A 23,136-nucleotide genomic window follows, 5' to 3' on the forward strand; every position below is an offset into this window, starting at 1 on the left:
GCGCTTTCATCGCGCCGGGATGCCGCCACCTCGCCGACCTGGTGCCGGCCAGGCTGTCAGAACAGCCGCCCCCGATACGGGTGCGGGCGGCCCCACCGCTCCTCCCACTGCACCAACTCCGCCTGCCAACGAGGCAGGTCGGGCCGGTACTCCCGGATCAGGTCGGGATTTTCCGGTCGGCTCACCAGGAACCGCCAATATGCCTCAACCGCCTCCCGCGCCTCGTCCAACGAGTAGCGGCCGTGCTCACCCTCGACCCACTCGTTGTCGAACTCAAGGCCGGCGGCGGTGAAAGTGACCTGGTATTTGTCGCTGTCCCACTCGTCCTCGATCGGCCGGCCGTGCGCCACGTCGTCGATCATTGCGAGCGCGTCCAGGCAGGCCGAGTGGTAGACGGAGATATCGGTGATCAGCCACGCGCCGAGTGCCCGGTAACGCTGATCGGTCACGTCGAACAGCGGCAGCCCGAACTCATCGACGGAGAAGCTGATGAACGTCAACGGAAGCCCTTCAGATCAGGGGATGACGACCGGCCATCCGTGGGTGAACCCACCCGAACCATTGTAGAAACCCTCGATGACAAGACCCTTGTGAGTGCCGCGCCAGGTGTTGGTCCCGGGCACCGGCCTCGCGTTCTGGAAAGCGCCGCTGATCGCGTTGTCCACCTGAGCCGGAGTCCAGTCGTCCGGAAAGAAGGAGCTTTCCCCGCCGTTACCCTTCTTCGGCTTCCAGGCCCCGTGCGGTGGGTTCATGGTCGGGTCGAAAAACTCGGGCTTGGCCGTGTAGGCCCCGGTCTTCGGGTCCTTGACCATGGTGCCCGGCTGTAGCCGCCGGCCGGGGAAGTCCTGGCCGCCGGGCCGGTAGTGGTAGCCCGACCCCTTGGGCATGCCAGGTTTGACGTGCCCGCCGAACACGTGCTCGGTGAAGTGCGGGTTCATCCGGCCGGGCCGGTTCCGGGTCCTGGTGCGCTTGAGAAAACGCAGCGCGGCTCGCATCAGCCTGCCGCCGGCCTTGCCCCCGCTCATGTCAGCTCACCCGTCGACGAGTTTCCAGAGGACTTCCTGGACGAGGTTGCCGACGATCGTGCGGGTCAACTGCTGGAAGACCGGGATCTCCAGCAACGAGGCGCCGAACGTGACCGCCGCGGTGGCGATGGCCTGGGCGATCTCGATGGCCAGGATGACCAGTTGCACGATGACGGCGACCTTGAGGGCGAGCACGATCGCCGCGCAGATGATCAGGCCGGTGCCGGTGAGCACCGCGGCCGTCACCCCGTCGCGGAGACTGTCGGCGGGGCTGTCCTCCCGGTTCCACCAGGTCTGGAACGCGGTGATGTCCTGGCCGGTGTGCTGCGTCCAGACCGCCGCCGCCCCGGTGTTCGCCTCGGCGACCACGCCGGAGAGCGTGCCGGAGAACCGGATCCAGGCGTTGCCCATCTCGAAGAGCTTGACCTCGTCCGCCTCCGGCCAGGTGTAGCCCAGGATGCCGAGCAGCGACCGCAGCTCGCCGGGCAGCTCCAAGCCCATGGTCAGCCTCCCAGTGACCGGCGCAGACCGTCGAAGCCCTGGGTGATCCTGGCTTCGATCTCGGCGTAGCGCGCGGCCATGTCACCGAGGTCGACGCCGGCTGCGGAGATCTCGTCGAGCGCGGTGTCGAAGCATTCGAAGGCGAACGCGGAGACCTCGTCGTGGGCGGCCCCGATCAGGGAGCCGATGTCGTCGGAGCCCCAGGGGCGGCCGAACCCGGCCAGCTCGGCCCGGAATGCGGTGAGCGCCTGGCCGAACCGGGTCGCCGCACCGCCAAGCGCCAGCCCGGAGGCGCCGAGTGCGTCCGGGTCGACCTCGACCGGCATCAGCGACCGTCCCGCTGGGAGAGCCGATCCTGCGCTTCGACGAGCGCGTCGGTGAACGCGTTGAACTGGCGGCCGGCGTCCTCCTGGATCCGGCGCAGTTGCTCGCCGAGCGATCCCAGGTCGACCTGGCCGGGCACGGCGGCGGTGGCCTGTTCCTGGAGGTCGGTGAGCGCGGCGTTGACCGCCGTCTCGATCTCCTCGGCAAGGGTTTCGCTCGGCATGCGCATGACTCGTGGATCGAGGGTCACGGCGGTGAGCCGGCCGGGCAGGCCGGCGGTGACCCGGATCAGACCGTCGGCGGCCTCTCCGACGCCTTCCGGCGGCGCGGGTGGCTCACCGGCGTCTGCGGCGTTGTGCCGCTGCAACGCGGCCATGGTCTCGGACAGCACCCGGCCGAGGCCGGACGGGTCGGCGGGTTGGGCCATCGCACAGCTCCTGGCGGAATCGAGGTCGCTTCGCATCCTATGCAGCGAACGCGAGCCGCGGTGGCCCCGGGTGAGCGACTGTGGACAGTCCCGGACAGCACGCCGGGCCGGCCCGAAGGCCGGCCCGGTGGTGGTGTGAGGCGTACGTCAGCTCTTGAAGGCGTCCTTGATCTTCTCGCCGGCCTGCTTGAGCTTGGCGCCGGCCTGGTCGCTGCGGCCCTCGGCCTCGAGGCGCTCGTTGTCGGTCGCCCGGCCGACGCCCTCCTTGACCTTGCCCGCGGTGTCCTGGGAAGCGTTGTCGATCTTGTCGTCGAGACCCATGGGAACCTCCAACTCAGCAGTTGCGTGACGACAACTGATTACCCCGACGGCCGCCGGCCCAATCCAACGTCACCCGATCGGGCGGAACCGCCGCAGCCGCAGGCTGTTCGCCACCACGAAGACCGACGAGAAGGCCATCGCCGCACCCGCCAGCATCGGGTTGAGCAGCCCGGCGGCGGCCAGCGGCAGCGCCGCCACGTTGTAGGCGAACGCCCAGAACAGGTTGCCCTTGATGATCGCCAGCGTGCGGCGGGAGAGCCGGATGGCGTCCGCCGCGGCCCGCAGGTCACCCCGAACCAGGGTGAGGTCGGCGGCCTCGATCGCCACGTCGGTGCCGGTGCCCATGGCCAGCCCGAGGTCGGCCCGGGCCAGCGCGGCGGCGTCGTTGACCCCGTCGCCGACCATGGCCACCACCCGGCCCTCGCCCTGGAGCCGCTCGACCACCGCCACCTTGTCGGCGGGCAGCACCTCCGCGATCACCTCGTCGATGCCCAACTCGGCGGCCACGGTGGCGGCCACGGTGGCGTTGTCGCCGGTGAGCAGCACCGGGGTGAGCCCCAGGCCGCGCAGCCGGTCAACCGCCGCCCGGCTGGTCGGCTTCACCGCGTCGGCCACCGCGAGCACCCCGCGGGCCCGCCCGTCCCAGCCGGCCAGGACCGCCGTGCGGCCGGCGGCCTCCGCGCCGGTCGCGGCCCGCGACACCTCCTCGGGTACGTCGAGACCGCGCTCCCGCAGCAGCCGGGGCCGCCCGACCACCACGCTCCGCCCGTCGACCGTGCCGGTCACCCCGAGCCCTTCGACGGTGGCGAAGTCGACCGCCACCGGCGCCCCGGCCCGCGCCGCCGCCTCGGCTACCGCCCGGGCGATCGGGTGCTCAGAGGCCGCCTCCAGCGCGCCGGCCAGCCGGAGCAGCTCGTCGGCGTCCTCGCCGGTCGCGGGCAGCACCTCGGCCAGCGCCATCCGGCCGGTGGTGACCGTGCCGGTCTTGTCCAGCACCACGGTGTCGACCCGTCGGGTGGACTCCAGCACCTCCGGTCCCTTGATCAGCACGCCGAGCTGCGCGCCGCGCCCGGTGCCGACAAGCAGCGCGGTCGGGGTGGCCAGGCCGAGCGCGCACGGGCAGGCGATGATGAGGACGGCCACGGCGGCGGTGAACGCGGCGGTCGGCCCGGCACCGGTGCCGAGCCACCAGCCGAGCGTGCCGGCGGCCAGGGCGATCACGATCGGCACGAAGACGCCGGAGATCCGGTCGGCGAGCCGCTGCACCGCGGCCTTGCCGGTCTGGGCCTGTTCCACCAGCCGCGCCATCTGGGCGAGCTGGGTGTCCCCGCCGATCCGGATGGCCCGGACGACAAGCCGGCCGCCCGCGTTGATCGTGGCGCCGACCACCGTGTCGCCGGGACCCACCTCGACCGGCACCGACTCGCCGGTGAGCATGCTGGCGTCGACCGCCGAGGTGCCCTCCTCGACCACGCCGTCGGTGGCGATCTTCTCTCCGGGGCGCACCACGAACCGGTCGCCGACCACGAGCTGGTCGACCGGGAGCCGGACCTCCTGCCCGCCGCGCCGCACCGCCACGTCCTTGGCGCCCAGTTCGAGCAGGGCCCGCAGGGCGGAGCCGGCGGTGCGCTTGGCGCGGGCCTCGAAGTATCGGCCGGCCAGGATGAAGACGGTCACCCCGGCGGCGGCCTCCAGATAGATGTTGCCGGCGCCGTCGCCCCGGGTGATGTCGAACCGGAACGGGTGGGTCATCCCGGGCATGCCGGCGTCGCCGAGGAAGAGCGCCCACAGCGACCAGCCGAACGCGGCGAGCGTGCCGAGCGAGACCAGGGTGTCCATGGTCGCCGCGCCGTGTCGCAGGTTGACGAGCGCGGCCCGGTGGAACGGCAGCCCACCCCAGACCACCACCGGCGCGGCGAGCGTGAGCGAGGCCCACTGCCAGTAGTCGAACTGCCAGGCCGGGACCATGGCCAGCACGATCACCGGCAGGGTCAGCGCCGCGGAGACCCACAACCGGGTACGCGGGCCGCGCAGCTCGTCCGCCGGCTCACCGGTCACGGTCTCCCGGGCCTGCGCGGGCGGCGGCACCACTGCCGTGTAGCCGGTCTTCTCCACGGTGGCGATCAGGTCGGCCGGGGCGACCTCGTCGGCGTACCTGACGGTGGCCTTCTCGGTGGCGTAGTTCACCGTCGCCTCGACGCCGTCCATCCGGTTGAGCTTCTTCTCGATCCGGGCGGCGCAGGACGCGCAGGTCATGCCGCCGATCGCGAGTTCGATCAGGTGCGGCGCGGTGGGTAGCGCCTTTCCCGTGGTGGTCATCGCGGCACCTCCCCGGTGGGGTCGCCGGCCACGACTGTGAATTCGGCGGTGTGCACCGCGTCGCCGTGCCGGAAGTCCAGATAGAGACGGTACGCCCCGGTCGAGGGCACCTCGGCCGCGAACGTGACCGCCGGCCCGGCCGGCGTCCGCCCGTCGCCTGGCGCGCCCTCCGGATGCACGTGCAGGTAGGCCAGGTCGCCCTGGCGCAGCGCCACCAGGTGCCCGTACGCCCCGAGGTAGGGCTGGAGGTCGGTGACCGGCCGGCCGTCGTGGCTGACCGAGAGCGTGAGCCGGCTGGTGTGGCCCGGCTCGGGCGTGCCGGTGAGCGTCACCGTGTAGCCGTCGACAGTGGTGCTTGTGGCCGGCGGCGGCAGCGGCCGGGCGGCCAGCGGGCCGGGGACGGTGACGTCGACGCCGAGGGTCAGCGGCTCCCCGCCGGCGGGGGTGAAGTCGGCGTACGCCCGCCACACGCCGGGACCGGCGAGCGGCGAGGCGACCCGCCAGGTGCCGTCGTCGGTCAGCTCCGGGTGCACGTGCCGGAAGCCGGACAGGTCGCGGCGGGCGACGATCAGGTGCATGCGCTTGTCGTGGGCCACCTCGTAGCGGGTGACCGGCTTCCCGTCCGGACCGGTGATCCGGAACGCGAACTGGCCGGTGGGGCCGGTGGTCGGCTGGAGCGTGTAGCCGCGTTCGGAGACGAGCAGCCCGCCGGGCAGGTGCGCGGCGTCGCCGCCCCCGTGGGTGTCCCCGCCGTGTCCGTCGGTGTCGGTGGGGTCGTGCCTGGTCTCGGCGGCCGGGGTGACGGGACCGGTCAGGTGACCGATGCCGTACGCCCCGCCGAACACCGCCGCCAGGCCGAGCGCGAAGCCGCTCAGCTTCGTCGCCGTGTTCATCGGTGCCTCCTCGGTTGCGCGGGTCCGTGGACCCGTCACGCCCCGGCGAGGTCGTAGCCGGCCTCGTCCACGGCGGCGCGTACGGCGTCCGCGTCAAGCGGGCTCCGACTGGTGACGGTGACCCGGCCGGTGGCCAGGTCGACCTGGACGTCGGTGACGCCCGGCAGCGCGGTCAGCTCGGTGCTCACCGCGTTGACGCAGTGGCCGCAGGTCATGCCGTTCACCTGGTAGGTGGTCTCCATCTCGCCCTCCGATCCGATACCCCCCAGGGGTACAAGTCGAACGTTAGCATACCCCCGAGGGGTACGCTATCCTCGGCGCATGACCACGCCGCCCACCCCGACCCGGGGCTACACCGCCAGCAAGGACCAGCTCCTCGCCCGGCTCCGTCGCGTCGAGGGCCAGGTCCGGGGCGTCGAGAAGATGGTCGAGGACGACCGTTACTGCATCGACGTGCTGACCCAGATCTCGGCCGTCCAGGCCGCGCTGGACAAGGTCGCCCTGGGCCTGCTCGACGGCCACGCCCGGCACTGCATGCACGAGGGCGCCGCCGAGGGCCGGGCCGACGAGATGGCGACCGAGATGATGGCCGCCGTGGGCCGCCTCATGAAGCGCGGCTGACCAGCCCGTGGGTGCCGGCCACAGCCGTACCGCCCCGGCGCCGCCGCGCGTACGCCGCCTTCTCGTCGCGACCGTGGCGCCGCTGTTCGTGCTCACCGTGATCGCGGCGCTGGCGCTGTGGCCCCGGCACGGGCCGGAACCGACGGCGGGCGCGAACCTGCCGCGCCACCATGGCACGGTGACCCGGGTGGTGACCGAGCCCTGCCCACCGACCCCGGAGGAGCCGGCGGGCGCCGCCGGGCGGTGTGGCACCGTGACCGTCGCCGCGGAGCAGGGCCCGGACGCCGGCCGGCAGGTCGAGACGCCGGTCCCCGACGGGCCGGGCGCGCCCCGGGTCGAGGTCGGCGACGAGGTGATCCTGGTCGAACTGACCGACCCGGCCGATCCGGCGGCGAAGAGCTACCACATCGCCGAGCACCAGCGCGGCACGCCGCTGATCTGGCTGGTGGCGCTCTTCGCCGCCGCGATCGTGGCGTTCGGCAGGTGGCGCGGGCTGGCCGCGCTGGGCGGCCTGGTGGCCAGCTTCGCCATCCTGCTCGGCTTCGTGCTGCCCGGGATCGGCGCCGGCCGGTCCCCGCTGCCGGTGGCGATCGTCGGCGCCGCCCTGATCATGTTCGTGGTGCTCTACCTGACCCACGGGTTCAGCGCGCAGACGTCGGTGGCCGTGCTCGGCACGCTCGGCAGCCTGGTGGTCACCGGAGTGCTCGGCACGCTCGCCACGGCCGCCACCCACCTGACCGGCTTCGGCAGCGAGGACGCCACCACGCTGTCGATGTTCCAGGGCGACGTCGACCTGCACGGACTGCTGCTGGCCGGCATCATCATCGGCTCACTCGGCGTGCTCGACGACGTCACGGTCACCCAGGCGGCCACCGTCACCGAGTTGGCCCACGCCAACCCGGGGCTGTCCCGGCGGGCGCTCTACCGGGCGGCCACCCGGGTCGGCCGGGCGCACATCGCGTCCACGGTCAACACCATCGTGCTGGCGTACGCGGGCGCCTCACTGCCGCTGCTGCTCCTGCTGGTCGCCGACTCCCGCCCGGTGAGCGAAATCCTCACAAGCGAGTTCCTGGCCCAGGAGATCGTCCGCAGCGCGGTGGCCACCATCGGCCTGATCGCCGCCGTACCACTGACCACCGCGCTCGCCGCGGTCGTCACCACCGCCGGGCGGCGCGGGCCGGACGACGGCCCGGCGCCGCCCGCCTCGCGGTCGCCGCGGGAGCGGGACGAGACGCTTGAGGCGCTCGGCGGGGCGCCCGCCGACAGGTGGCCCGGCGACCCGAGGAGTACGCAGGCCGCATGGTGAAACTCCGCAGCGTGACGGCCGGAATCAAACGCGATGCTGGTCACGCTGGGCAATGTCGAATTCTCGCTATTGGTCGGCTTCCGGACGTAGATCCCCGGTCGGGATGTCGGGTAACCTCGCTGCCGGTCACCGCCGAAGGCACTCACCGGTGCCTGCGGTGCCGCCGCCCAATCGCCTCCGGGCGAGCCGGGGAACCAGGTACATGGGGTGAATCCGCGCGAGCGGTAGGGGCCACTTCCGTCCCGAACCCGTCAGCTAACCCGGTCGGCGGCCGACGGAAGGGAACACTGTGACGGCACCCCTGCGCCGCTGGCTCACACCCGTGGTGGCCGTGCTCGCCTCATTCGCCGTGCTGGCCGGGCCGACCCCGGCGACAGCCGCCCCGCACGCCGCCGCCCCCAACCCCTCGGGGCACGCGGAGGACGACGACCCGCCGCTCATCACCGAGGCGATCGACTCCGCCAACCGGGCCTACCTCCAGGCCAAGACGAAGCTGGCGACCTCGCAGAACCGCCAGAAGCGGCTGGCCGCCGAGGTGAGCGCGGCGGAGGCCGAGCTGGAGGCGCTCAGCCCGCAGGTCAACCAGATCGCGGCGCAGTCCTATCGGACCGGTCGGATGGGCGCGATGGCGATGCTGCTGGAGAGCGACTCGCCCGACTCGTTCGTCAGGCGGGCCAGCGCCCTGGACGAACTCAACCTCTTCAACGCGCAGCGGCTCACCGCCATCAACTCCGCCAAGAACCGCGCCGAGCAGGCCAAGCTGGCCATCGACGCCGAGGTGCGCGAGCAGGAGAAGCAGACGAACGCGATGGCCCGGGAGCGGACCGAGGCGCAGAAGGCGCTGAAGCTCGTCGGCGGGCTGGGCTTCACCGGTGGCCTGGTCTCGGCCACCTCGCCGGTCGCCAAGGTCGGCCCCGGCCGCACCGCCGACGGCGGGTGGAAGTCGGAGTCGTGCAGCCAGAACGACCCGACCACCTCCGGCTGCGTCACGCCGCGCACGCTGCACGCCTACAAGGAGGTCAAGCGGGCCGGCTTCAACCGTTTCGTGGGCTGCTACCGCCCCGGCGGGCCGTGGGAGCACCCCAAGGGCAAGGCCTGCGACTGGTCGCTGCAGAAGAGCGGCTTCGCGCCCTGGCACAACAACGACACCCGCAGGTACGGCAACGAGGTGGCCGCGTTCCTCATCCGCAACGCGGACCGGCTGGGCATCTACTACGTGATCTGGAACCGGCAGATCTGGTTCCCGGCGACCGGCTGGAGCTCCTACAGCGGGCCGTCCAACCACACCGACCACGTGCACATGTCGATGCTCTGACGCCGCGCGCGCGAGAAGGGGCCGCCCGCGGGCGGCCCCTTCGTCACGTCCGGGTCCGATCAGCCGGTGAGCGCCCGGTCCGGCTGCGCGGGCAGCGGGGCCGGGGACTGTGCCACCGTCCGCACCTCGCCGCCGCTGAGCCGGTAGGACATGCCGACCACCGCGCACGCCCCGCCGGCCACCCGCCCGGCGAGGACCGTCGATCGGGCCAGCAGGGTCTCCACGGTCTGCGCGATGTGGACGTCGATGATGCCGTCGAGGTCCTCGACCTCCTGCCGGGCGGCCCGGAGCAGGCTGGGTGAGACGGCGTCCACCACCGCGCCCAGGTGCCCGGCCGGGGCGGAGCCGGTGCGGACCGCCTCCCGGGCCGCCTGGACCGCGCCGCACGAGTCGTGACCGAGCACCACCACGAGCGGGGTGCCGAGCACGGTGACCGCGTACTCCACGCTGCCGAGCACCTCGGGGCCGGCGGTGTGCCCGGCGGTGCGCACCACGAAGAGGTCGCCGAGACCGCGGTCGAAGATGATCTCGGCGGCGAGCCGGGAGTCGGAGCAGCCGACGATCACCGCGAACGGATGCTGGCCGTCGGCGACCGCGGCCCGGCGACCGGCGTCCTGGTTCGGGTGCTGCGGCACGCCTGTGACGAACCGGTGGTTACCGGCCCGCAGCTCGGCGATCGCCTCGTCAGGAGTGGTCAGGCTCATGCTGCTCACCTCGTGCTCGCGCGGAACGACCAGGCCGGCCGCGGTGTCGGCCCCGCGACCCACAGTCACACGCGGCCCGAAGGCACGTCAAGATTTCGTGATACGCGTTTCATACGTCTCCGTTCCGGCACGCACCACGGTCGGAGCGCCGGCCGGGAAGCCATACGATGACCACCATGGCGACCACACCAGGCGAGGACGGGAGCCGCCGGAACTGGACCTTCCTCACCAACCACGGGCACGTGCTGCTTGTCATCGCGCGCAAACCCACCGCGCGACTGCGGGACGTGGCCGCCGAGGTGGGCGTCACCGAGCGGGCGGCCCAGGCCATCGTCGCCGACCTGGAGGCCGGCGGCTACCTCCGCCGCACCCGGGTGGGCCGGCGCAACGAATACACGGTCAACCCGAATGGCCGCTTCCGGCACCCGGCCGAGGCCGACCAGCAGGTGGGTGCGCTGCTCGACCTCTTCGCCGCCGAGCCGGTCGCGGACGCCACCACCGAGCGGTGACCGCCGCCCGGCCGATGCCGGTGCCCGCGCGTGCCCGGCCCCGACGGTAATCTCACCGCGTGCGCGACAGCTTGCGGCCCGCCTGCCCACCCACCCGGCGCCGGACAACGTCAGTCCTCTCCGGAGCGGTGGTGGCGGCGCTGCTCGGCGGCGCGCTGGCGGCGCCCACGCCCGCCGTGGCCGCCCCGAAGTGCGGGCCCACCGGCGGTCCGGCCCCCAGCGAGGCGCCGTGGGCGCTGAGCCGCCTCGATCCGGCGGCGGCCTGGCGGGTCGGCAAGGGGCAGGGCGTCACGGTCGCGGTCATCGACTCCGGCGTCTCGCCGAGCCACCCGTTGCTGCGCGGCCGGGTGCTGCCCGGCGAGGACTTCAACCAGTTGGTCCACCTGCGCGGGCAGTGCGACCTGGTCGGCCACGGCACCATGGTCGCCGGCATCATCGCCGGTCGCGAGGGCAGCGGATCGCCATACACGGGCATCGCGCCGGAGGCCCGGATCCTGCCGCTGCGGGTCCTGGCGGAGAACAAGGAGAACTTCGACCCCGACGTGCCGGGTGAGATCGGGCGGGCGATCAACTGGGCGGTCGACCACGACGCCGACGTGATCAACCTGTCCCTGGTCACGCTCGACGACCCGGCACTGAAGTCGGCCGTCGACGCGGCCCTCCGCAAGGGCGTGGTGATAGTGGCCTCCGCCGGCAACCGGCAGGAGAACCGGGAGGACCGGCCGGCCTACCCGGCGGCGTACCCGGGCGTCATCGCCGTCGCCGGGATCGACGAGCAGGGCGGCCACGTCGGCAGCTCGGTAAGCGCGGACTACGTGGACATCGCCGGTCCCGGCCTGAACATCGTCGGCCCCGCCCCGCAGGGGTCCGGCTACCGGGCCGAACCGCAGGGCGGGACGAGCTTCGCCACCGCGTACGTCTCCGGGGCCGCCGCGCTTGTGCGCGCCGCGCACCCGGACATCAGCCCGGAGGAGGTGGCCTACCGGCTCACCCGCACCGCCGACAACCCGCCCGACGGGCACAACGCCCAGGTCGGCTACGGGATGGTCAACCCCTACCGGGCGGTGACGAGCCTGCTGGGCACCCGGAACGACGCGCCGCTGGGCGCGATGCCGCCACCCGCGCCGCACGCCGACCCGCTGGCCTGGCAACGCACCGTGGCGATCTGGGTCGCGGTCGTCGGCGCGCTGCTCGCCGGTGTCCTGCTGACGCTGAGGCCGATCCTGGTACGCGGCCGGCGGCGCGGCTGGCGTCCCGGCCGGCGCGACCTCCCGCGGGACGCCTGACCGGGTGGTCTCCCCGGCGCCGTCCGCCGGCCCGCGCTCCCGGAAGCACAGCGGCTCCGCCCGCCGGCCCGCGCCGGAAGCGTGGCGGCTCCGCCCAGCACGAGCCGGAGCGGAGCCGCGACGGACCGGTCGAGGGTCAGTTGCCCCAGACCTTGGAGTTGCTCATCTCCGTGGTCATGTAGTTCTCGCGGGCGATGCCCACCGCGCCGCCGATCTCGTTGAGGACCTTGTTGATGTCCCGCACGGCGGCGTCCCACTGGGCCTGGTGCTGCTGGTAGGCGACCCGGTCCTGGCCCTCCCACTCCAGCTTGGTCAGCATGGCCCGCAGCGTGTCCAGCTTCTCGTCGATGGTCCGCGAGATGGCCTGCATCTGCTGGTTGCTGCTCTCGAGAACGGCGTAGTCAACCTTGATGCTCATCGATTCCTCCTCTGCCTGTCTTCGCGGATCACGGGTTGAGCGCAGCGTGGAACTTGTCAAGCATCTGCTGCTGCTCTTCGTCGTTGACCTGGTGGGTCGTGCCGGACTTGTCAAGCAGGTCCGCGATGTTGTCCATCGCCGTGAGCAGCTTGGTCGTGTCCTCGTTCCAGCGGTTCATCAGGCTCTGGAAGCCCGTGGACGCCTGGCCCTTCCAGGCCATGGCCAGGTCGTCGACCACGTTCCACAGCTTCTTGAGCTCACCGTCGACATCGCTGCGCGTGGACCGCACGTCACTCGCGGCGGTGTGCAGAGAGGCTGCACTGACCTCGAACGCCATGCTTCACACCCTTCCGTCATCTTGTGGCGGCGGTTCCGCCGCGCCCTCCCCCGCGGCAAGGCGAACACACCCCACCGACGGACACTTCATCCGAACCGTAGCGGACGACGCCCAACCCGCGCAGCCCTGCCGTCCCATCGTCGAAAACCGACAGGCCAGGACCGACAAGGCGATCCGGTGCGGACCGTACGAGTTGGACGGTCCGCGCCGAAGGTCAGGCCGGTTCCGTCCAGGCGGTCTGGATCAGTTGCTGGCCGTCGCGGCGACGCACCAGGGTGCCCCGGCCCGGCGGCTGCGGACTGGGCCGCAGGTTGCCGAAGACCGCGCCCTCCTCCCGGCTGCCGGACATCAGCAGGCCCGGCGAGTCCAGCTCACGCAGGCGTTGCAGCACCGGCTCGTAGAGCGCCCGGGCCACCCCGCCCACCCGACGGGTGATGATCAGGTGCAGGCCGATGTCCCGCGCCTGCGGCAGCAGCTCGTGCAACGCGCTGAGCGGATTGTTGCCGCCGGAGGCGACCAGGTCGTAGTCGTCCACCAGGATATAGAGTTCCGGCCCCTTCCACCAGCTCCGGTCGCGGAGCTGCGCGGTGGTCACGTCCGGGCCCGGCAGCCGGTTCTGCAAAGCGCTGCGGATCGAGCCGAGGCCCTGGCTGAACACCTGGTTCGACGGCGCGTAGTCGAGCAGGTGGTCGCCCTCGACCGCACCCAGCAGCCCACGCCGGTAGTCGGCGATGACAAGTCGCGCCTGCGCCGGGGTGTACCGCTCGGCGATGCCCCGGGCGATCAGTCGCAGCAGGTTGGTCTTGCCGCACTCGGCGTCGCCGAAGACGGTCAGGTGCGGCTCGCCCGCCAGGTCCAGGTGGACCGGCGCCAACGCCGCCTCGTTCACGCCGATCGGGATGCCCGGGGCGGCCCGGTCCACCACCGTGGCCAGTTCGCCGACCGTGAGCCGGCGCGGCAGCAGCCGGACCTTCGGCGCCGGCGCACCCGGCCAGTTCGCCGCCACGTGCCCGGCCAGCGCGACAGACGCCTCGGTCAGGTCCTCGATGTCCCGCTTGCCGTCGATCCGCGAGACCGCGGTCAGGAAGTGCAGCTTGTCGCGGGTCAGGCCGCGGCCGGGCGCGCCCACCGGCACGTTCTGCGCGGCCCGCCTGTCGATCTCCGACTCGGACGGGTCGCCGAGCCGCAGCTCCAGCTTGGTGCCGAGCAGGTCCCGCATGTTGATCCGGATCTCCGCCCAGCGCACCGCCGTGATCACCACGTGCACGCCGAAACCCAGGCCCCGGTTGGCCAGGTTGGTGATGGTCTGTTCCAGCTCCTCGTACTCCTGACGCAGCGTGTTCCACCCGTCCACCACCAGGAAGACGTCACCGAACGGGTCGTCGGCGAACTCCCCGGCGGCCCGCCGCCGCCGGTAGCTGGCCACCGAGTCGATGCCGTGCTGGGTGAACCGGGTCTCCCGCTCGTCGATCACGGCGACCACCTCAGCCACGGTCCGCCGGACCGCCTCGACGTCCCGCCGGCCGGCGACCCCGGAGGTGTGCGGCAGCCCGCCCAGGCTGCGCAACGCGCCGCCGCCGAAGTCGAGGCAGAAGAACTGCACCTCGCGCGGCGTGTGGGTGAGCGCCAGCGCGGCAAGCATCGACCGCAGCATCGTGCTCTTGCCGCTCAGCGACGCACCCACGATCACCACGTTGCCGCCCGCGCCGGCGAGGTCGACCATCATCGGGTCCCGGCGCTGCTCGTACGGTCGGTCCACGATGCCCACCGGCACCGCCAGCCGGCCCCGGCCCGGCCAGTCGCCAGTGGTCAGGCCGAACGTCGGGTGCACGCCGAGCGCCGGCAGCAGCTCGGCCAGCCCGGACGGCTCGGCCAGCGGCGGCAGCCACACCTGGTGCGCCGGCCGGCCCCGGCCCTTGAGCCGCTCGATGAGCACGTCGAGCGTGGCCACCGCCTTGCCCTCGCCGCCCTGCTCCGGCTCCGGCGCGCTCTCCGCCGCGGCCGGCAACGCCGGCACCGGCACGTAGTCGACGCCGTACGGGACGATCCGGCGCTGCACCTGCGCCCGGGTGGAACGCTGCACCTGCCCCGGCGCCCGGTAGGGGCCGGAGACGTAGGCGGCGCGGAACCGCAGCATGGTGGCCGTGTCGGACTTCAGGTAGCCGTGGCCCGGCGCGCTCGGCAGCTCGTACGCGTCCGGCACGCCGAGCACGATCCGGCTCTCCACCGCCGAGAAGGTCCGCAGGCCGATCCGGTAGGACAGGTGGGTGTCCAGGCCCCGCAGCTTGCCCTCCTCCAGGCGCTGCGAGGCGAGAAGCAGGTGCACGCCGAGCGACCGGCCGAGCCGGCCGATCATCACGAACAGGTCGATGAAGTCCGGCTTGGCGGCCAGCAGCTCGGAGAACTCGTCGCAGATGATGAGCAGGCTCGGCATCGGCTCCAGCGGCTCGCCGGCGGCCCGCGCCTTCTCGTAGTCGTAGCGGGAGACGTAGTTGCCGGCCGCCCGCAGCACCTCCTGCCGGCGGTTCATCTCCCCCGCCAGCGCGTCGCGCATGCGGTCGACGAGCGGCAGCTCGTCCGACAGGTTGGTGATCACCGCACTGGTGTGCGGCAACGCGTCGAGCGAGGCGAAGGTGGCACCACCCTTGAAGTCGACCAGGACGAAGTTGAGTTCCTCCGAGGAGTGCGTCACGGCCAGCGCCCCGACCACCGTACGGAGCAGTTCGCTCTTGCCCGAGCCGGTCGCGCCGATGACCAGGCCGTGCGGCCCCATGCCCTCGTGCGCGGACTCCTTGAAGTCCAGCTCGACCACGTTGCCGTCCGGCCCCAGGCCGAGCGGGATGCGCAACCGGTCCCGGTGGCTGCGCGGACGCCAGGTCTGCCGGGTGTCCACGGTGGCCGCGTCACCGACGCCGAGCAGGTCGGGCAGCTCCATGCTGCGGGCCAGCGGCTCGTCGGTGCTGGCGCCCTGCTGCTGGGAGAGCCGGAACGGCGCGACCTGCCGGGCCAACCCCTCCGCCGCGGTCAGGGTCAGCCCGTCCGGCCGGCCGAGCCGGGACGTGGTGGCGCCGCGGACCAGGTCGAGCCCGGCGCCGTCGCCGGTGTCCAGGCAGAGCAGCCAGCGCCCGGCGTCACGCGGCACCGCGCCGGACAGGTCGAACACGGTCGTGCCGAGCAGGCCCGGCCCGGTCAGCGCGCAGGTCGCCGAGACCTCACCGCCGTCGAGCACCACCACCACGTGACAGGCGGTGGTGAGCGGCTTCGCCTCGGGCGTGAACCGGGGCCGGCCGCCCAGTTCGTTGGCGAGCGCCGACTCCGCCTCGCCGAGACTGGCGTAGACCATCCGGCGCGCGCCCGCCGCGTCCGTCCGCCCCGGGTGCTGGGCGTGCGGCAGCCACTTGATCCAGTCCCAGGCCGGCTGCCGGTCCGGCGCGGCCACCACGACCACGAGCAGGTCTTCCGGGGCGTGGAAGGTGACCAGTTGCCCCAGCGCGGCCCGGGTCAGGTCGAGCACCGGCTCCCGGTCGCCGCGCAGCGCGATCCGGCTGAACGCGCGCAGCGACAGCGCGGTGGGCAGGTCGGGCACGCTTGAGTGGGCCCGGACGAAGCGGCGCAGCGCGATGGCGCTCATCGGCTCCAGGTCCTCCACCGGCTTGGTCTCCGGCGGCACGATCTCCACCGCCAGCCGCTGCGGGCCCAGCGCGATCCGCACCTCGCCGAAGTCGTCCTCGGTGACCCGCCGCTCCCACAGCCGGCGCGAGGCGGCGATCGACCAGAGCGCGTCCGGCTCCGGGTGCCGCCAGGTCATCGCGGCGCGCTGCTGCTCGGCCGCGCGCCGGGTGCGCTTGCGCATCTGCGCCAGGTAGCGCATGTAGTCCCGCCGCTGGGCGTTCAGCTCGGCCTTGTCGTTGCCGCCGTTGCCGAGCGTGCCGAGCGCCATGCCCAACATGGACACGCCGAACAACCCGCCGGCCACGTACGTCATCATGCCGCCGCCCCGGCCGGCGTAGAGGAAGGCCATCGCGCCGACGCCGCAGAGCATCGGCAGGATCATCAGCACCTGGCCCATGCCCTTGGCCTGCGGCTCCGGCAACTCGGGTGGGGACTCCAGCAGCACCTCGCCGCGCGGCAGCGCCGGCCCCGGTTGACGCGGAAGTCGGCGGAACACCACCGTACTCACGGCTCTCCCCTCCCCAGAAGGTCTGCCACCGCCGGTGCGCGCGTCGGGTGGGCAACCTGTGCGACCGCCATCGTAGGTAATCTCCCGGGGGCGTCGTGGACCCGTGGGTGCGGCGTCGATGGCCGGGTGGATCGTAGGCGAGCACGAGGAGGCCACTGTGGCGACGAAGACGGCGACCGGCGGGCTGAGCCGGATCACCATCGTGGCGCCGCGTACCAGGATGGATCTGGCGTTGCCGTCCGACGTGCCGCTTGCCGACCTGCTGCCAACGCTGCTGCGCTACGCCGGCGAGGATCTCGCCGACGAGGGCGTGCGGCACGGCGGCTGGAGCCTGTCCCGGCTCGGCGGGCAGCCGCTCGACGGCGGGCGCACCGCCGCCCAGCTCGGCGTCCGCGACGGCGAGGTGCTCTACTTCAACCCCCGCGCCGCCACCGCCCCCGAGATCGTCTTCGACGACGTGGTGGACGCGGTCGCGACCTCCACCACCCAGCGCGCCGGGGCCTGGCAGGTGGGCACCACCCGGGCGTACGCGGTGCTCCTCGCCTCCTCGGCGCTTGCCGGCGGCGCGGTCGCGGCGCTGTTCACCGGTCCGCCGCAGCTACCCGGCGCGGTGGCCGCCCTGGTGGTCGCGGTCGCGCTGCTCGTCGGCGCCGCGGTGCTGTCCCGGGCGGCCGGCGACAGCCGCACCGGGGCGGTGCTGGCCCTGGTCGGGGTCGGCTACGCGGGGGTCGGCGGCCTGCTGGTGCTCGCCGGTGACCGCCCGCTCGGCGACCTGGCCAGCCCGCACGTGCTGCTCGCCGGCACCGCCGTGGTGCTCTTCGGCGCGGTCGCCGCGCTCGCGGTCGGGGACCGGTTGCCGCTCTTCCTCGGGGCCGTCGGCGTGGGCGCGGCGGTCGGCTTCGGCGCGGTGCTCAGCCTGGCCTTCGACATCGACGCGGCATCCGCGGCGGCGGTGGTGGCGGCCGTGGCGTTCGGCGCGTTGCCGGCGCTGCCGATGCTCGCCTACCGGCTGGCCCGGCTGCCGGTGCCGTCGATCCCGACCGGTCCGGAGGACCTGAAGACCGACACCGAGTCGGTGGACGGGCCGGCGGTGCTGCGCAACAGCGAACGGGCCGACGCCTTCCTCACCGGCCTGCTGTGGACCGTCTCCCTGCTGGTGCTCGGCGGTGAGGTGGTGCTCGCCGCCGACGGCCGGCTCCCGGCGGTCCTGCTCTGCCTGGTGCTGGCCCTGCTGTCGCTGCTGCGGGCCCGCCCGTTCCTCGGCCGGGGCCAGCGCACCCCGGTGCTGCTCGCCGGCACCCTCGGCCTGGGGCTGGTCGCCGCGGCGGTGTTCGGCGCCGGTTCGCTGCCGGTCCGGCTCGGGCTGATCCTGGGCGGCCTGGCCGTGGTGGCGGTGATCAGCCTGGTCTACGGGCTCACCGTGGCCGGCAAGCGGATCTCCCCGGTCTGGGGTCGCACCCTGGACATCGTCGAGATCCTGCTGATCGTCGCCCTGGTGCCGCTTGCCGTCTGGGTCTGCGGCATGTACGGCTGGATCGTCAACCTTCGACCGTGACGGTGCCCATCGCGGTGCCCACCGGCGCGGTGGCGTAGACGCCCGGGCCGTGCTGGCCGTCCAACGGGCGGGCCGGCACACCGGCGCGCCGGGCCATCTCCCGGACGACCTTCACCAGGGCGTCGGCGTGCCCGTCCATCGCCGCCACCCGCAGCAGCGGAGGCACCCGCCGGCCGCCGGGGAGCACCACGGCCGCGACCGTGTGCGAGGGGGCGGAGGTGGAGGTGACCGCGTCGACGAGCGCGCCGAGCGAGCCGTTGTGGCGCACCCGCAGCGCCAGGCAGCGCTGGGTCCAGCCGCCGCCGCGGACGCTGGTCCAGGTCTCGACCGGGGACTCCGGCGCGAGGTCGAGCCCGGCCCCGGAGACCACCGCGGCGTGCAGCTCGTCCCGGCCGAGCACGCGGTGGCCGAGGCCGGCGGCGTGGAGCGCCTTGCCCAGCCGGCCGACCCCGGCGGCCACCGTCCGGTGCACGCCGCGCAGGCCACCGCCGCGGGTCACCGTCTCGGTGCGGGCGTCGCCCACCGACAGGCGCAGCGCCACCCACACGGTGCGGTGTGCCGCGGGTGGCGCGCCGGGCGCCGGATACCAGACCAGGGTGTGCGAGACGACCTGGGTCTGGGTGACCGGCCCGGCGAAGTCGGCGAGCACCGCGAGCGCCCGGTCCACGACGGCCGCCTCGATCGATCCGGCGGGTGCGCCGGGCCGGCCGGTGAGCGCCACCGCGGCGAACCAGCCGCGGTCGTCCTGGCCGATGCCGAGCCGGGTGCCACGCTCGGTCAGCTCCACCACGGTCAGCTCGGGCGCGAGCGCGGCCAGCCTCGGGTCGCCGCCGGGCAGCGCGCCCCGGGCCCGGTCCCGGCGGCGACGCAGCCGGCGGCGGAGCATCAGGTCCTCGTACCACCAGCGCCCGCCGCGCCTGGCGAAGGCCGCCACCACGGCCAGCAGCGCCAGCGCCGCGACGGTGGCGAGCAGCCAGGCCGGGCCGGCGGTGGCGGACCAGACGGCGAGCGCGGCGCACTCCGCCACCACAAGCTGGCCCACGACGACCGGGCCGAGCCGCCCCCGCCGGCGCCTGTCCACCGGCGTGACCGGTTGGTCCGCCGCCGGCCCGGCCGGGGCGGTGGCCGTACGACCGGGTGGCGCCTGGAGCTGCGTCATCGGTGAGCGTCCCTTCTGGACATGCCGGGCATCGGCCGGCGGGGGTGTGCCGTCGGCGGCGGACGGGGTCCGGCGCACCCCCGACGGCCCCTTATCGTAGGGAAGCCCGCGGCGCTGTTCGGACCTGATCGTCGCGGACCCACCCCTGCCGGAGGTTAGTCATGCGGACCCGCCGCGATCAGGTGCAGGCGTACCGCTTCGTCACCCGCCGCATCGTCTCCGCGCTGCTCTCCGGTGATCCGGAGACCAACGACCTGCCGATGCGCCGGCTCGGCATGGCGGTGTTCGGCAGCGTCATCGCCGCGGCCGTGGTGCTCGGCGGTGTGGGCGCGTACGGGCAGCTCACAAGCAACTCCGCGCCGCTCGCGGCGAACACCGTGGTGATCGAGCGGGAGACCGGCGCGACCTACTGGTTCGGCGACGACCAGGTGCTGCACCCGACACTCAACTACGCCTCGGCGCGGCTTGTCGTCAACGACGCCTCGGCGGAGGTGCGCACCGTGTCGCAGGCGTCGATCCGGGACCGGCCGCGCGGCCGGATGGTCGGCATCGTGGGCGCGCCCGACGACCTGCCGGATCGCAGGTCGCTTGTCGGGCTGCCCTGGTCGGTCTGCGACGTGCCGGACCCGAACGACCCGCAGCGCTCGACCACCCGGTTGGTGATCGACCGGCCGCTGCCCGGCGGCACCCCGCTCACCGACCGGGCGGTGCTGGTCCGCACGAGCGACGCCCGCTACCTGCTGACCGGCGGCTCCCGGCTGCGTGTGGCCGGTGACGAGCAGGCGCTCGTCGCGTTGCGGATGGCCGGCGCGACGAACCTCACCGTCGGCCAGCAGTTGCTCAACGCGGTGCCGGTGGGCCCGGTGCTGCGCAAGCCCACGATCGACTCCGACGGCGGCCCGAGCGGGCTGACCGTGGCCGACCGGCCGGCCCGGATCGGCCAGGTCTACCAGGCCGCCGGCCAGTTCTACGTGCTCACCCGGCAGGGCCTGGCCGCGGTCGGCGAGGTCACCGCGCGGCTGCTGCTCGGCGGCGGTGGCGCGGTCACCGACATCACGCCGGACGAGGCCGGCCGGCTCCTCAGCGACCAGCGGCTGGAGCCCGAGGGGTTGCCGGCCCGGATGCCCACGCTGCACGACGTCCGGGCCGGGCGGACCGTGCTCTGCGCCACCTACCGGTCCGGCGCGGCCGGCCAGCCGCCGGCCACCACGCTCGAGGTGTTCGACTCCCCGCCGGCGGAGCTGACCGCGTCGACCGCGGTGCCGTCGCGGCAGGGCGACCGGGACCCGGTGCGCACCGCCGAGAGCGTGCTGCTACCCGGCGGCAAGGGCGTGCTGGTGCAGGCCACGGCCGGGGAGAGCGGCAAGCCGGCGGCCGGCGCGACGGTCTATCTGATCACCGCGCAGGGGATCCGCTACCCGCTCGGCACCGACGACGGCGACGCGAGGAGCGCGCTCGGCTACGGCGACGTACCTCCGGTGGCGGTGCCCGCCTCGTTGCTGGCGCTGGTGCCGACCGGGCCGACCCTGGCCCGCACGGACGCCCTGGCGTACTTCGACGCGGCGGCGGCGCCGCAGGGCACCGCGACGCCCTCGCCCGGGGGCGGGGCCGGCCAGGTCCAGGGCGGTTGACCGACCGGCGGTACGTCCGAAGTGGAGGTGGGCGGTCACGGGTCGCCCGCGATGGCCCGGTTCGACTAACCTGAGCATGGCCGACGGGCCATCGACGACAACGGGGATTGAGCCATGACCGGGCGCACGACAGTGGACGTACTGTCCTTGGAGGACTTCCACCTGCGGCTTGAGCGACGTCTGCACGAGGCGGAGTCGGTGTTGCGCAAGCTCAACACCGAGATGCAGTGCCGCCCGCCGGCGCTCGGCACGTTCACCGACGCGACGGACAACTCCCGTCGCTACGCGGAGACCCACCAGAGCTACGTCAACCACGTGGACCGCCTGCGCCGGGCGGTCCTGGCCGCCCGCGAGGCGACGCACTCGATCATGACGAACTACAAGACCGCCGAGGCCCGTAACGCCGCCGCCGCGGCCGACATCGCCGCCGCCCTCTCCGGGCTGGACGACGCGATGAAGCAGCCGGAGGAGGATCGACGTGTCTGAATACACCAGGCGCTACGAGCACGTCAGCCACGAGGAGCTTTACCAGGGCGTCCACTCCGGCGACCCGAAGCAGATCGAGGGGCTGAGCGCCCAGTGGACCTCCCTCAAGGGCACGCTCGACGACCTCGCCCGTGACCTGGGCGCCGACCTGGACGCGCTGACGAAGACCTGGACCGGTGACGCCGCCCGCGAGTTCCAGCGCCGGCTGACCATGGTGACCGGTTACTCGGGCAACCTGGCCGAGGGCATGACGGGCATCCGGCAGGCGCTGGACATGATGGCAAGCGACCTGCGCACGGCCCAGACCACATCGGAGAGCCCGGAGAAGACCGACGACAACGACAAGCTGCTCTCCGGCGCCGGCAAGGGTTTCCTGCTCGGCGGCGCCCCGGGCGCGCTGATCGGCGGCATCATCGGCCACCAGCAGGACGAGGCCGAGCAGGAGAAGGCGCACCAGCGGATGGTGCAGGTCGTGGCGAAGCTGGCCGAGGGCTACGACTTCTCCGCGTACGGCCGGATCGTCGTGCCGGAGCCACCCCCCACCGAGTTGCCCGGCCACCACGACCCGAACGACCCGACGCTGCACAACGGCCCGTCGGTGAAGACGCCGGCGTCGGGCCCGAGCCTGGGCAGCTTCGGTCCCGGGGCGAACGGCAGCGCGACCACGTCGGGCGTGCACCACACGGCCCCGACCAGCGGCACGCCGGGCGACGGCGCTGCGGGCGGCGGCAACCCGGGCAGCCACACCGGCGCGGGCGCACCGGGTTCGGTCACGACCGGCGGCACGGTCGACCCGACCGGCACCTCGCTTGCCGGCGCCGGCCCGCTCACCGGCGTCACCGGCGGCCCGACGGTCGGCGGCAACCCGGGCTTCGGTCCCGGCGGCGGCAACGCCCCGACCGTGACGACAGGCGGGGGCGGCGGGCTCCTCGGCGGCCCCGGCGTGCTGAGCACCGGCTCGCTCGCCGGCACCGGCCCGACCGCGGCGTCCGCCGGCCGGCTCGGCGGCACCCCCGGCGTGGACAGCCGTTCGGCGGCGGGGACCGGGCGGCTCACCTCCGGCCGCGGCCTGACCGTCGAGTCGGAGAGCAGGTCGACCGGCCGCACCAACGCCACCGGGCGGCCCGCGATGGCCGGTCGCAACGGGGTGCTTGGCGCGCGTGGCGGTCACGACGATGACGAGTCCGACGGCCGGCTGACCTGGCTCACCGAGGACGAAATGGTCTGGGGCGACGGCAAGGCCGCCCCGCCGCCGGTGCTCGGCGGCAACTGACCTCGGCACGACACGACGGCGCGGCGCCCACCCGGGCGTCGCGCCGTTCGTCGTCGCGAGATGCGCGACAGCTCACACCGAGCCGTGGGGTGGCTCACGTAACCGGCAAGATCGTCGAGCTGCGCGATCGGCCGTTGACCGATAGGTTGAGACGGTGCTGCCCGTAGCGTTCGCCTCATCCACCTGGATGGCGATGCTGCGTCGGATCGCCCGCACGGCCGTGACCACCCTGGCATTGGTCGCCGGCCTCCAGGGCGTCGCCGCCACGCCCGCCGACGCCGGCGACACGACGGCACGTCCCGCCGCCATCACCGTGACCGACGCCCGTTCGGCGTCGACCGTCGGCGGTGGGGCCACGGTGATTGCCGAAGCAGCGCCCGCAGCCGCCCCGTGGGCGGTCACCCACCCGACCACCGGCCCGGCCGTCGCCGACCCGACCGATGACGCGGTCGCCGCGCCGGTCGCCGTCGTCGAGGTCCCGGTCGCCGCCGACCCGGGCCGGGCGACAATCGCCCGCCGCGGGCCTCCGCGCGCCTGACGGGCCAC

General features: G+C 73.6%; 24 protein-coding genes and 1 riboswitch. Of the genes, 10 read left to right on the forward strand and 14 right to left on the reverse strand.

Annotated features, from left to right (window positions below; translation table 11 throughout):
- Nucleotides 1-56 precede the first annotated feature (56 nt).
- From SM450_RS04915 to SM450_RS04955, 9 genes are all read right to left on the reverse strand, one after another.
- Nucleotides 57-500, reverse strand: coding sequence for a hypothetical protein (locus SM450_RS04915; protein ID WP_474618470.1), 444 nt, complete (start codon nucleotides 498-500; stop codon nucleotides 57-59).
- A gap of 15 nt (nucleotides 501-515) precedes the next feature.
- Nucleotides 516-1,025, reverse strand: a complete 510-nt coding sequence (locus tag SM450_RS04920; protein WP_474618471.1) for an EndoU domain-containing protein — start codon at nucleotides 1,023-1,025, stop codon at nucleotides 516-518.
- 6 nt (nucleotides 1,026-1,031) lie between these two features.
- Nucleotides 1,032-1,526 carry a WXG100-like domain-containing protein gene (locus SM450_RS04925; protein WP_474618472.1) on the reverse strand — a complete coding sequence of 165 codons (495 nt, stop codon included), beginning with the start codon at nucleotides 1,524-1,526 and terminating at the stop codon, nucleotides 1,032-1,034.
- A 2-nt stretch (nucleotides 1,527-1,528) separates the two neighbouring features.
- On the reverse strand, nucleotides 1,529-1,852 hold the full coding sequence (locus SM450_RS04930) for a hypothetical protein (protein WP_474618473.1): 324 nt from the start codon (nucleotides 1,850-1,852) through the stop codon (nucleotides 1,529-1,531).
- Nucleotides 1,852-2,277 (reverse strand): YbaB/EbfC family nucleoid-associated protein, encoded by a 426-nt coding sequence (locus SM450_RS04935; protein ID WP_474618474.1) that lies wholly within the window; start codon nucleotides 2,275-2,277, stop codon nucleotides 1,852-1,854. The genes SM450_RS04930 and SM450_RS04935 overlap by 1 nt, the downstream gene beginning before the upstream one ends.
- A 147-nt stretch (nucleotides 2,278-2,424) precedes the next feature.
- Complete coding sequence (locus SM450_RS04940) at nucleotides 2,425-2,598, reverse strand: CsbD family protein (RefSeq protein ID WP_474618475.1); 174 nt, start codon at nucleotides 2,596-2,598, stop codon at nucleotides 2,425-2,427.
- 69 nt (nucleotides 2,599-2,667) lie between these two features.
- Nucleotides 2,668-4,917 (reverse strand): heavy metal translocating P-type ATPase, encoded by a 2,250-nt coding sequence (locus SM450_RS04945; protein ID WP_474618476.1) that lies wholly within the window; start codon nucleotides 4,915-4,917, stop codon nucleotides 2,668-2,670.
- Nucleotides 4,914-5,810 carry a hypothetical protein gene (locus SM450_RS04950; RefSeq protein ID WP_474618477.1) on the reverse strand — a complete coding sequence of 299 codons (897 nt, stop codon included), beginning with the start codon at nucleotides 5,808-5,810 and terminating at the stop codon, nucleotides 4,914-4,916. The genes SM450_RS04945 and SM450_RS04950 overlap by 4 nt, the downstream gene beginning before the upstream one ends.
- Nucleotides 5,811-5,845: 35 nt before the next feature.
- Nucleotides 5,846-6,052 carry a heavy-metal-associated domain-containing protein gene (locus SM450_RS04955; protein WP_474618478.1) on the reverse strand — a complete coding sequence of 69 codons (207 nt, stop codon included), beginning with the start codon at nucleotides 6,050-6,052 and terminating at the stop codon, nucleotides 5,846-5,848.
- Nucleotides 6,053-6,131: 79 nt separating this feature from the next.
- On the opposite strand from SM450_RS04955, the gene SM450_RS04960 reads away from it, so the two are divergent.
- From SM450_RS04960 to SM450_RS04970, 3 genes are all read left to right on the forward strand, one after another.
- Nucleotides 6,132-6,431, forward strand: coding sequence for a metal-sensitive transcriptional regulator (locus SM450_RS04960; protein WP_281585239.1), 300 nt, complete (start codon nucleotides 6,132-6,134; stop codon nucleotides 6,429-6,431).
- A gap of 7 nt (nucleotides 6,432-6,438) precedes the next feature.
- A complete protein-coding gene (locus SM450_RS04965) occupies nucleotides 6,439-7,737 on the forward strand; it encodes a YibE/F family protein (RefSeq protein WP_474618479.1) in 1,299 nt (432 codons plus the stop codon).
- A gap of 154 nt (nucleotides 7,738-7,891) precedes the next feature.
- A riboswitch (cyclic di-AMP (ydaO/yuaA leader) is annotated at nucleotides 7,892-8,022 on the forward strand.
- A gap of 4 nt (nucleotides 8,023-8,026) precedes the next feature.
- Nucleotides 8,027-9,052, forward strand: a complete 1,026-nt coding sequence (locus tag SM450_RS04970) for a coiled-coil domain-containing protein (protein WP_474618480.1) — start codon at nucleotides 8,027-8,029, stop codon at nucleotides 9,050-9,052.
- A gap of 59 nt (nucleotides 9,053-9,111) precedes the next feature.
- Here the strand turns inward: SM450_RS04970 and SM450_RS04975 are convergent, their stop codons facing one another.
- Nucleotides 9,112-9,756: a carbonic anhydrase gene (locus tag SM450_RS04975; protein ID WP_474618481.1), complete on the reverse strand. Its 645-nt coding sequence runs from the start codon at nucleotides 9,754-9,756 to the stop codon at nucleotides 9,112-9,114.
- A gap of 167 nt (nucleotides 9,757-9,923) precedes the next feature.
- On the opposite strand from SM450_RS04975, the gene SM450_RS04980 reads away from it, so the two are divergent.
- Entirely contained in the window at nucleotides 9,924-10,265 is a 342-nt protein-coding gene (locus tag SM450_RS04980) for a helix-turn-helix transcriptional regulator (RefSeq protein WP_474618482.1), read from the forward strand.
- A gap of 59 nt (nucleotides 10,266-10,324) precedes the next feature.
- Nucleotides 10,325-11,551 carry a type VII secretion-associated serine protease mycosin gene (mycP, locus tag SM450_RS04985; protein WP_474618483.1) on the forward strand — a complete coding sequence of 409 codons (1,227 nt, stop codon included), beginning with the start codon at nucleotides 10,325-10,327 and terminating at the stop codon, nucleotides 11,549-11,551.
- A gap of 136 nt (nucleotides 11,552-11,687) precedes the next feature.
- Here mycP and SM450_RS04990 read toward each other — a convergent pair whose 3' ends face one another.
- The 3 genes from SM450_RS04990 to eccCa form a co-directional block, all read right to left on the reverse strand.
- Nucleotides 11,688-11,969 (reverse strand): WXG100 family type VII secretion target, encoded by a 282-nt coding sequence (locus SM450_RS04990; RefSeq protein ID WP_091062555.1) that lies wholly within the window; start codon nucleotides 11,967-11,969, stop codon nucleotides 11,688-11,690.
- Nucleotides 11,970-11,997: 28 nt separating this feature from the next.
- A complete protein-coding gene (locus SM450_RS04995; protein WP_474618484.1) occupies nucleotides 11,998-12,306 on the reverse strand; it encodes a WXG100 family type VII secretion target in 309 nt (102 codons plus the stop codon).
- Between the two features lie 214 nt (nucleotides 12,307-12,520).
- A complete protein-coding gene (gene eccCa, locus SM450_RS05000) occupies nucleotides 12,521-16,486 on the reverse strand; it encodes a type VII secretion protein EccCa (RefSeq protein WP_474618485.1) in 3,966 nt (1,321 codons plus the stop codon).
- Nucleotides 16,487-16,643: 157 nt separating this feature from the next.
- Between eccCa and eccD the strand changes: the two genes are divergently transcribed.
- Nucleotides 16,644-18,041 (forward strand): type VII secretion integral membrane protein EccD, encoded by a 1,398-nt coding sequence (gene eccD / locus SM450_RS05005; protein ID WP_474618486.1) that lies wholly within the window; start codon nucleotides 16,644-16,646, stop codon nucleotides 18,039-18,041.
- Here the strand turns inward: eccD and SM450_RS05010 are convergent.
- Nucleotides 18,025-19,200, reverse strand: coding sequence for a type VII secretion protein EccE (locus tag SM450_RS05010; protein ID WP_474618487.1), 1,176 nt, complete (start codon nucleotides 19,198-19,200; stop codon nucleotides 18,025-18,027). The genes eccD and SM450_RS05010 overlap by 17 nt on opposite strands.
- 161 nt (nucleotides 19,201-19,361) lie before the next feature.
- Between SM450_RS05010 and eccB the strand changes: the two genes are divergently transcribed.
- The 4 genes from eccB (at nucleotide 19,362) to SM450_RS05030 (ending at nucleotide 23,128) form a co-directional block, all read left to right on the forward strand.
- Complete coding sequence (gene eccB / locus SM450_RS05015) at nucleotides 19,362-20,831, forward strand: type VII secretion protein EccB (RefSeq protein WP_474618488.1); 1,470 nt, start codon at nucleotides 19,362-19,364, stop codon at nucleotides 20,829-20,831.
- Nucleotides 20,832-20,945: 114 nt separating this feature from the next.
- On the forward strand, nucleotides 20,946-21,317 hold the full coding sequence (locus SM450_RS05020) for a hypothetical protein (protein WP_474618489.1): 372 nt from the start codon (nucleotides 20,946-20,948) through the stop codon (nucleotides 21,315-21,317).
- Nucleotides 21,310-22,590 (forward strand): WXG100 family type VII secretion target, encoded by a 1,281-nt coding sequence (locus tag SM450_RS05025; protein ID WP_474618490.1) that lies wholly within the window; start codon nucleotides 21,310-21,312, stop codon nucleotides 22,588-22,590. Before SM450_RS05020 ends, SM450_RS05025 begins: the two co-directional genes overlap by 8 nt.
- A 154-nt stretch (nucleotides 22,591-22,744) precedes the next feature.
- Nucleotides 22,745-23,128: a hypothetical protein gene (locus SM450_RS05030; RefSeq protein ID WP_474618491.1), complete on the forward strand. Its 384-nt coding sequence runs from the start codon at nucleotides 22,745-22,747 to the stop codon at nucleotides 23,126-23,128.
- The last annotated feature ends 8 nt before the right edge of the window (nucleotides 23,129-23,136 follow it).

The organism is Micromonospora marincola, from assembly GCF_056150385.1.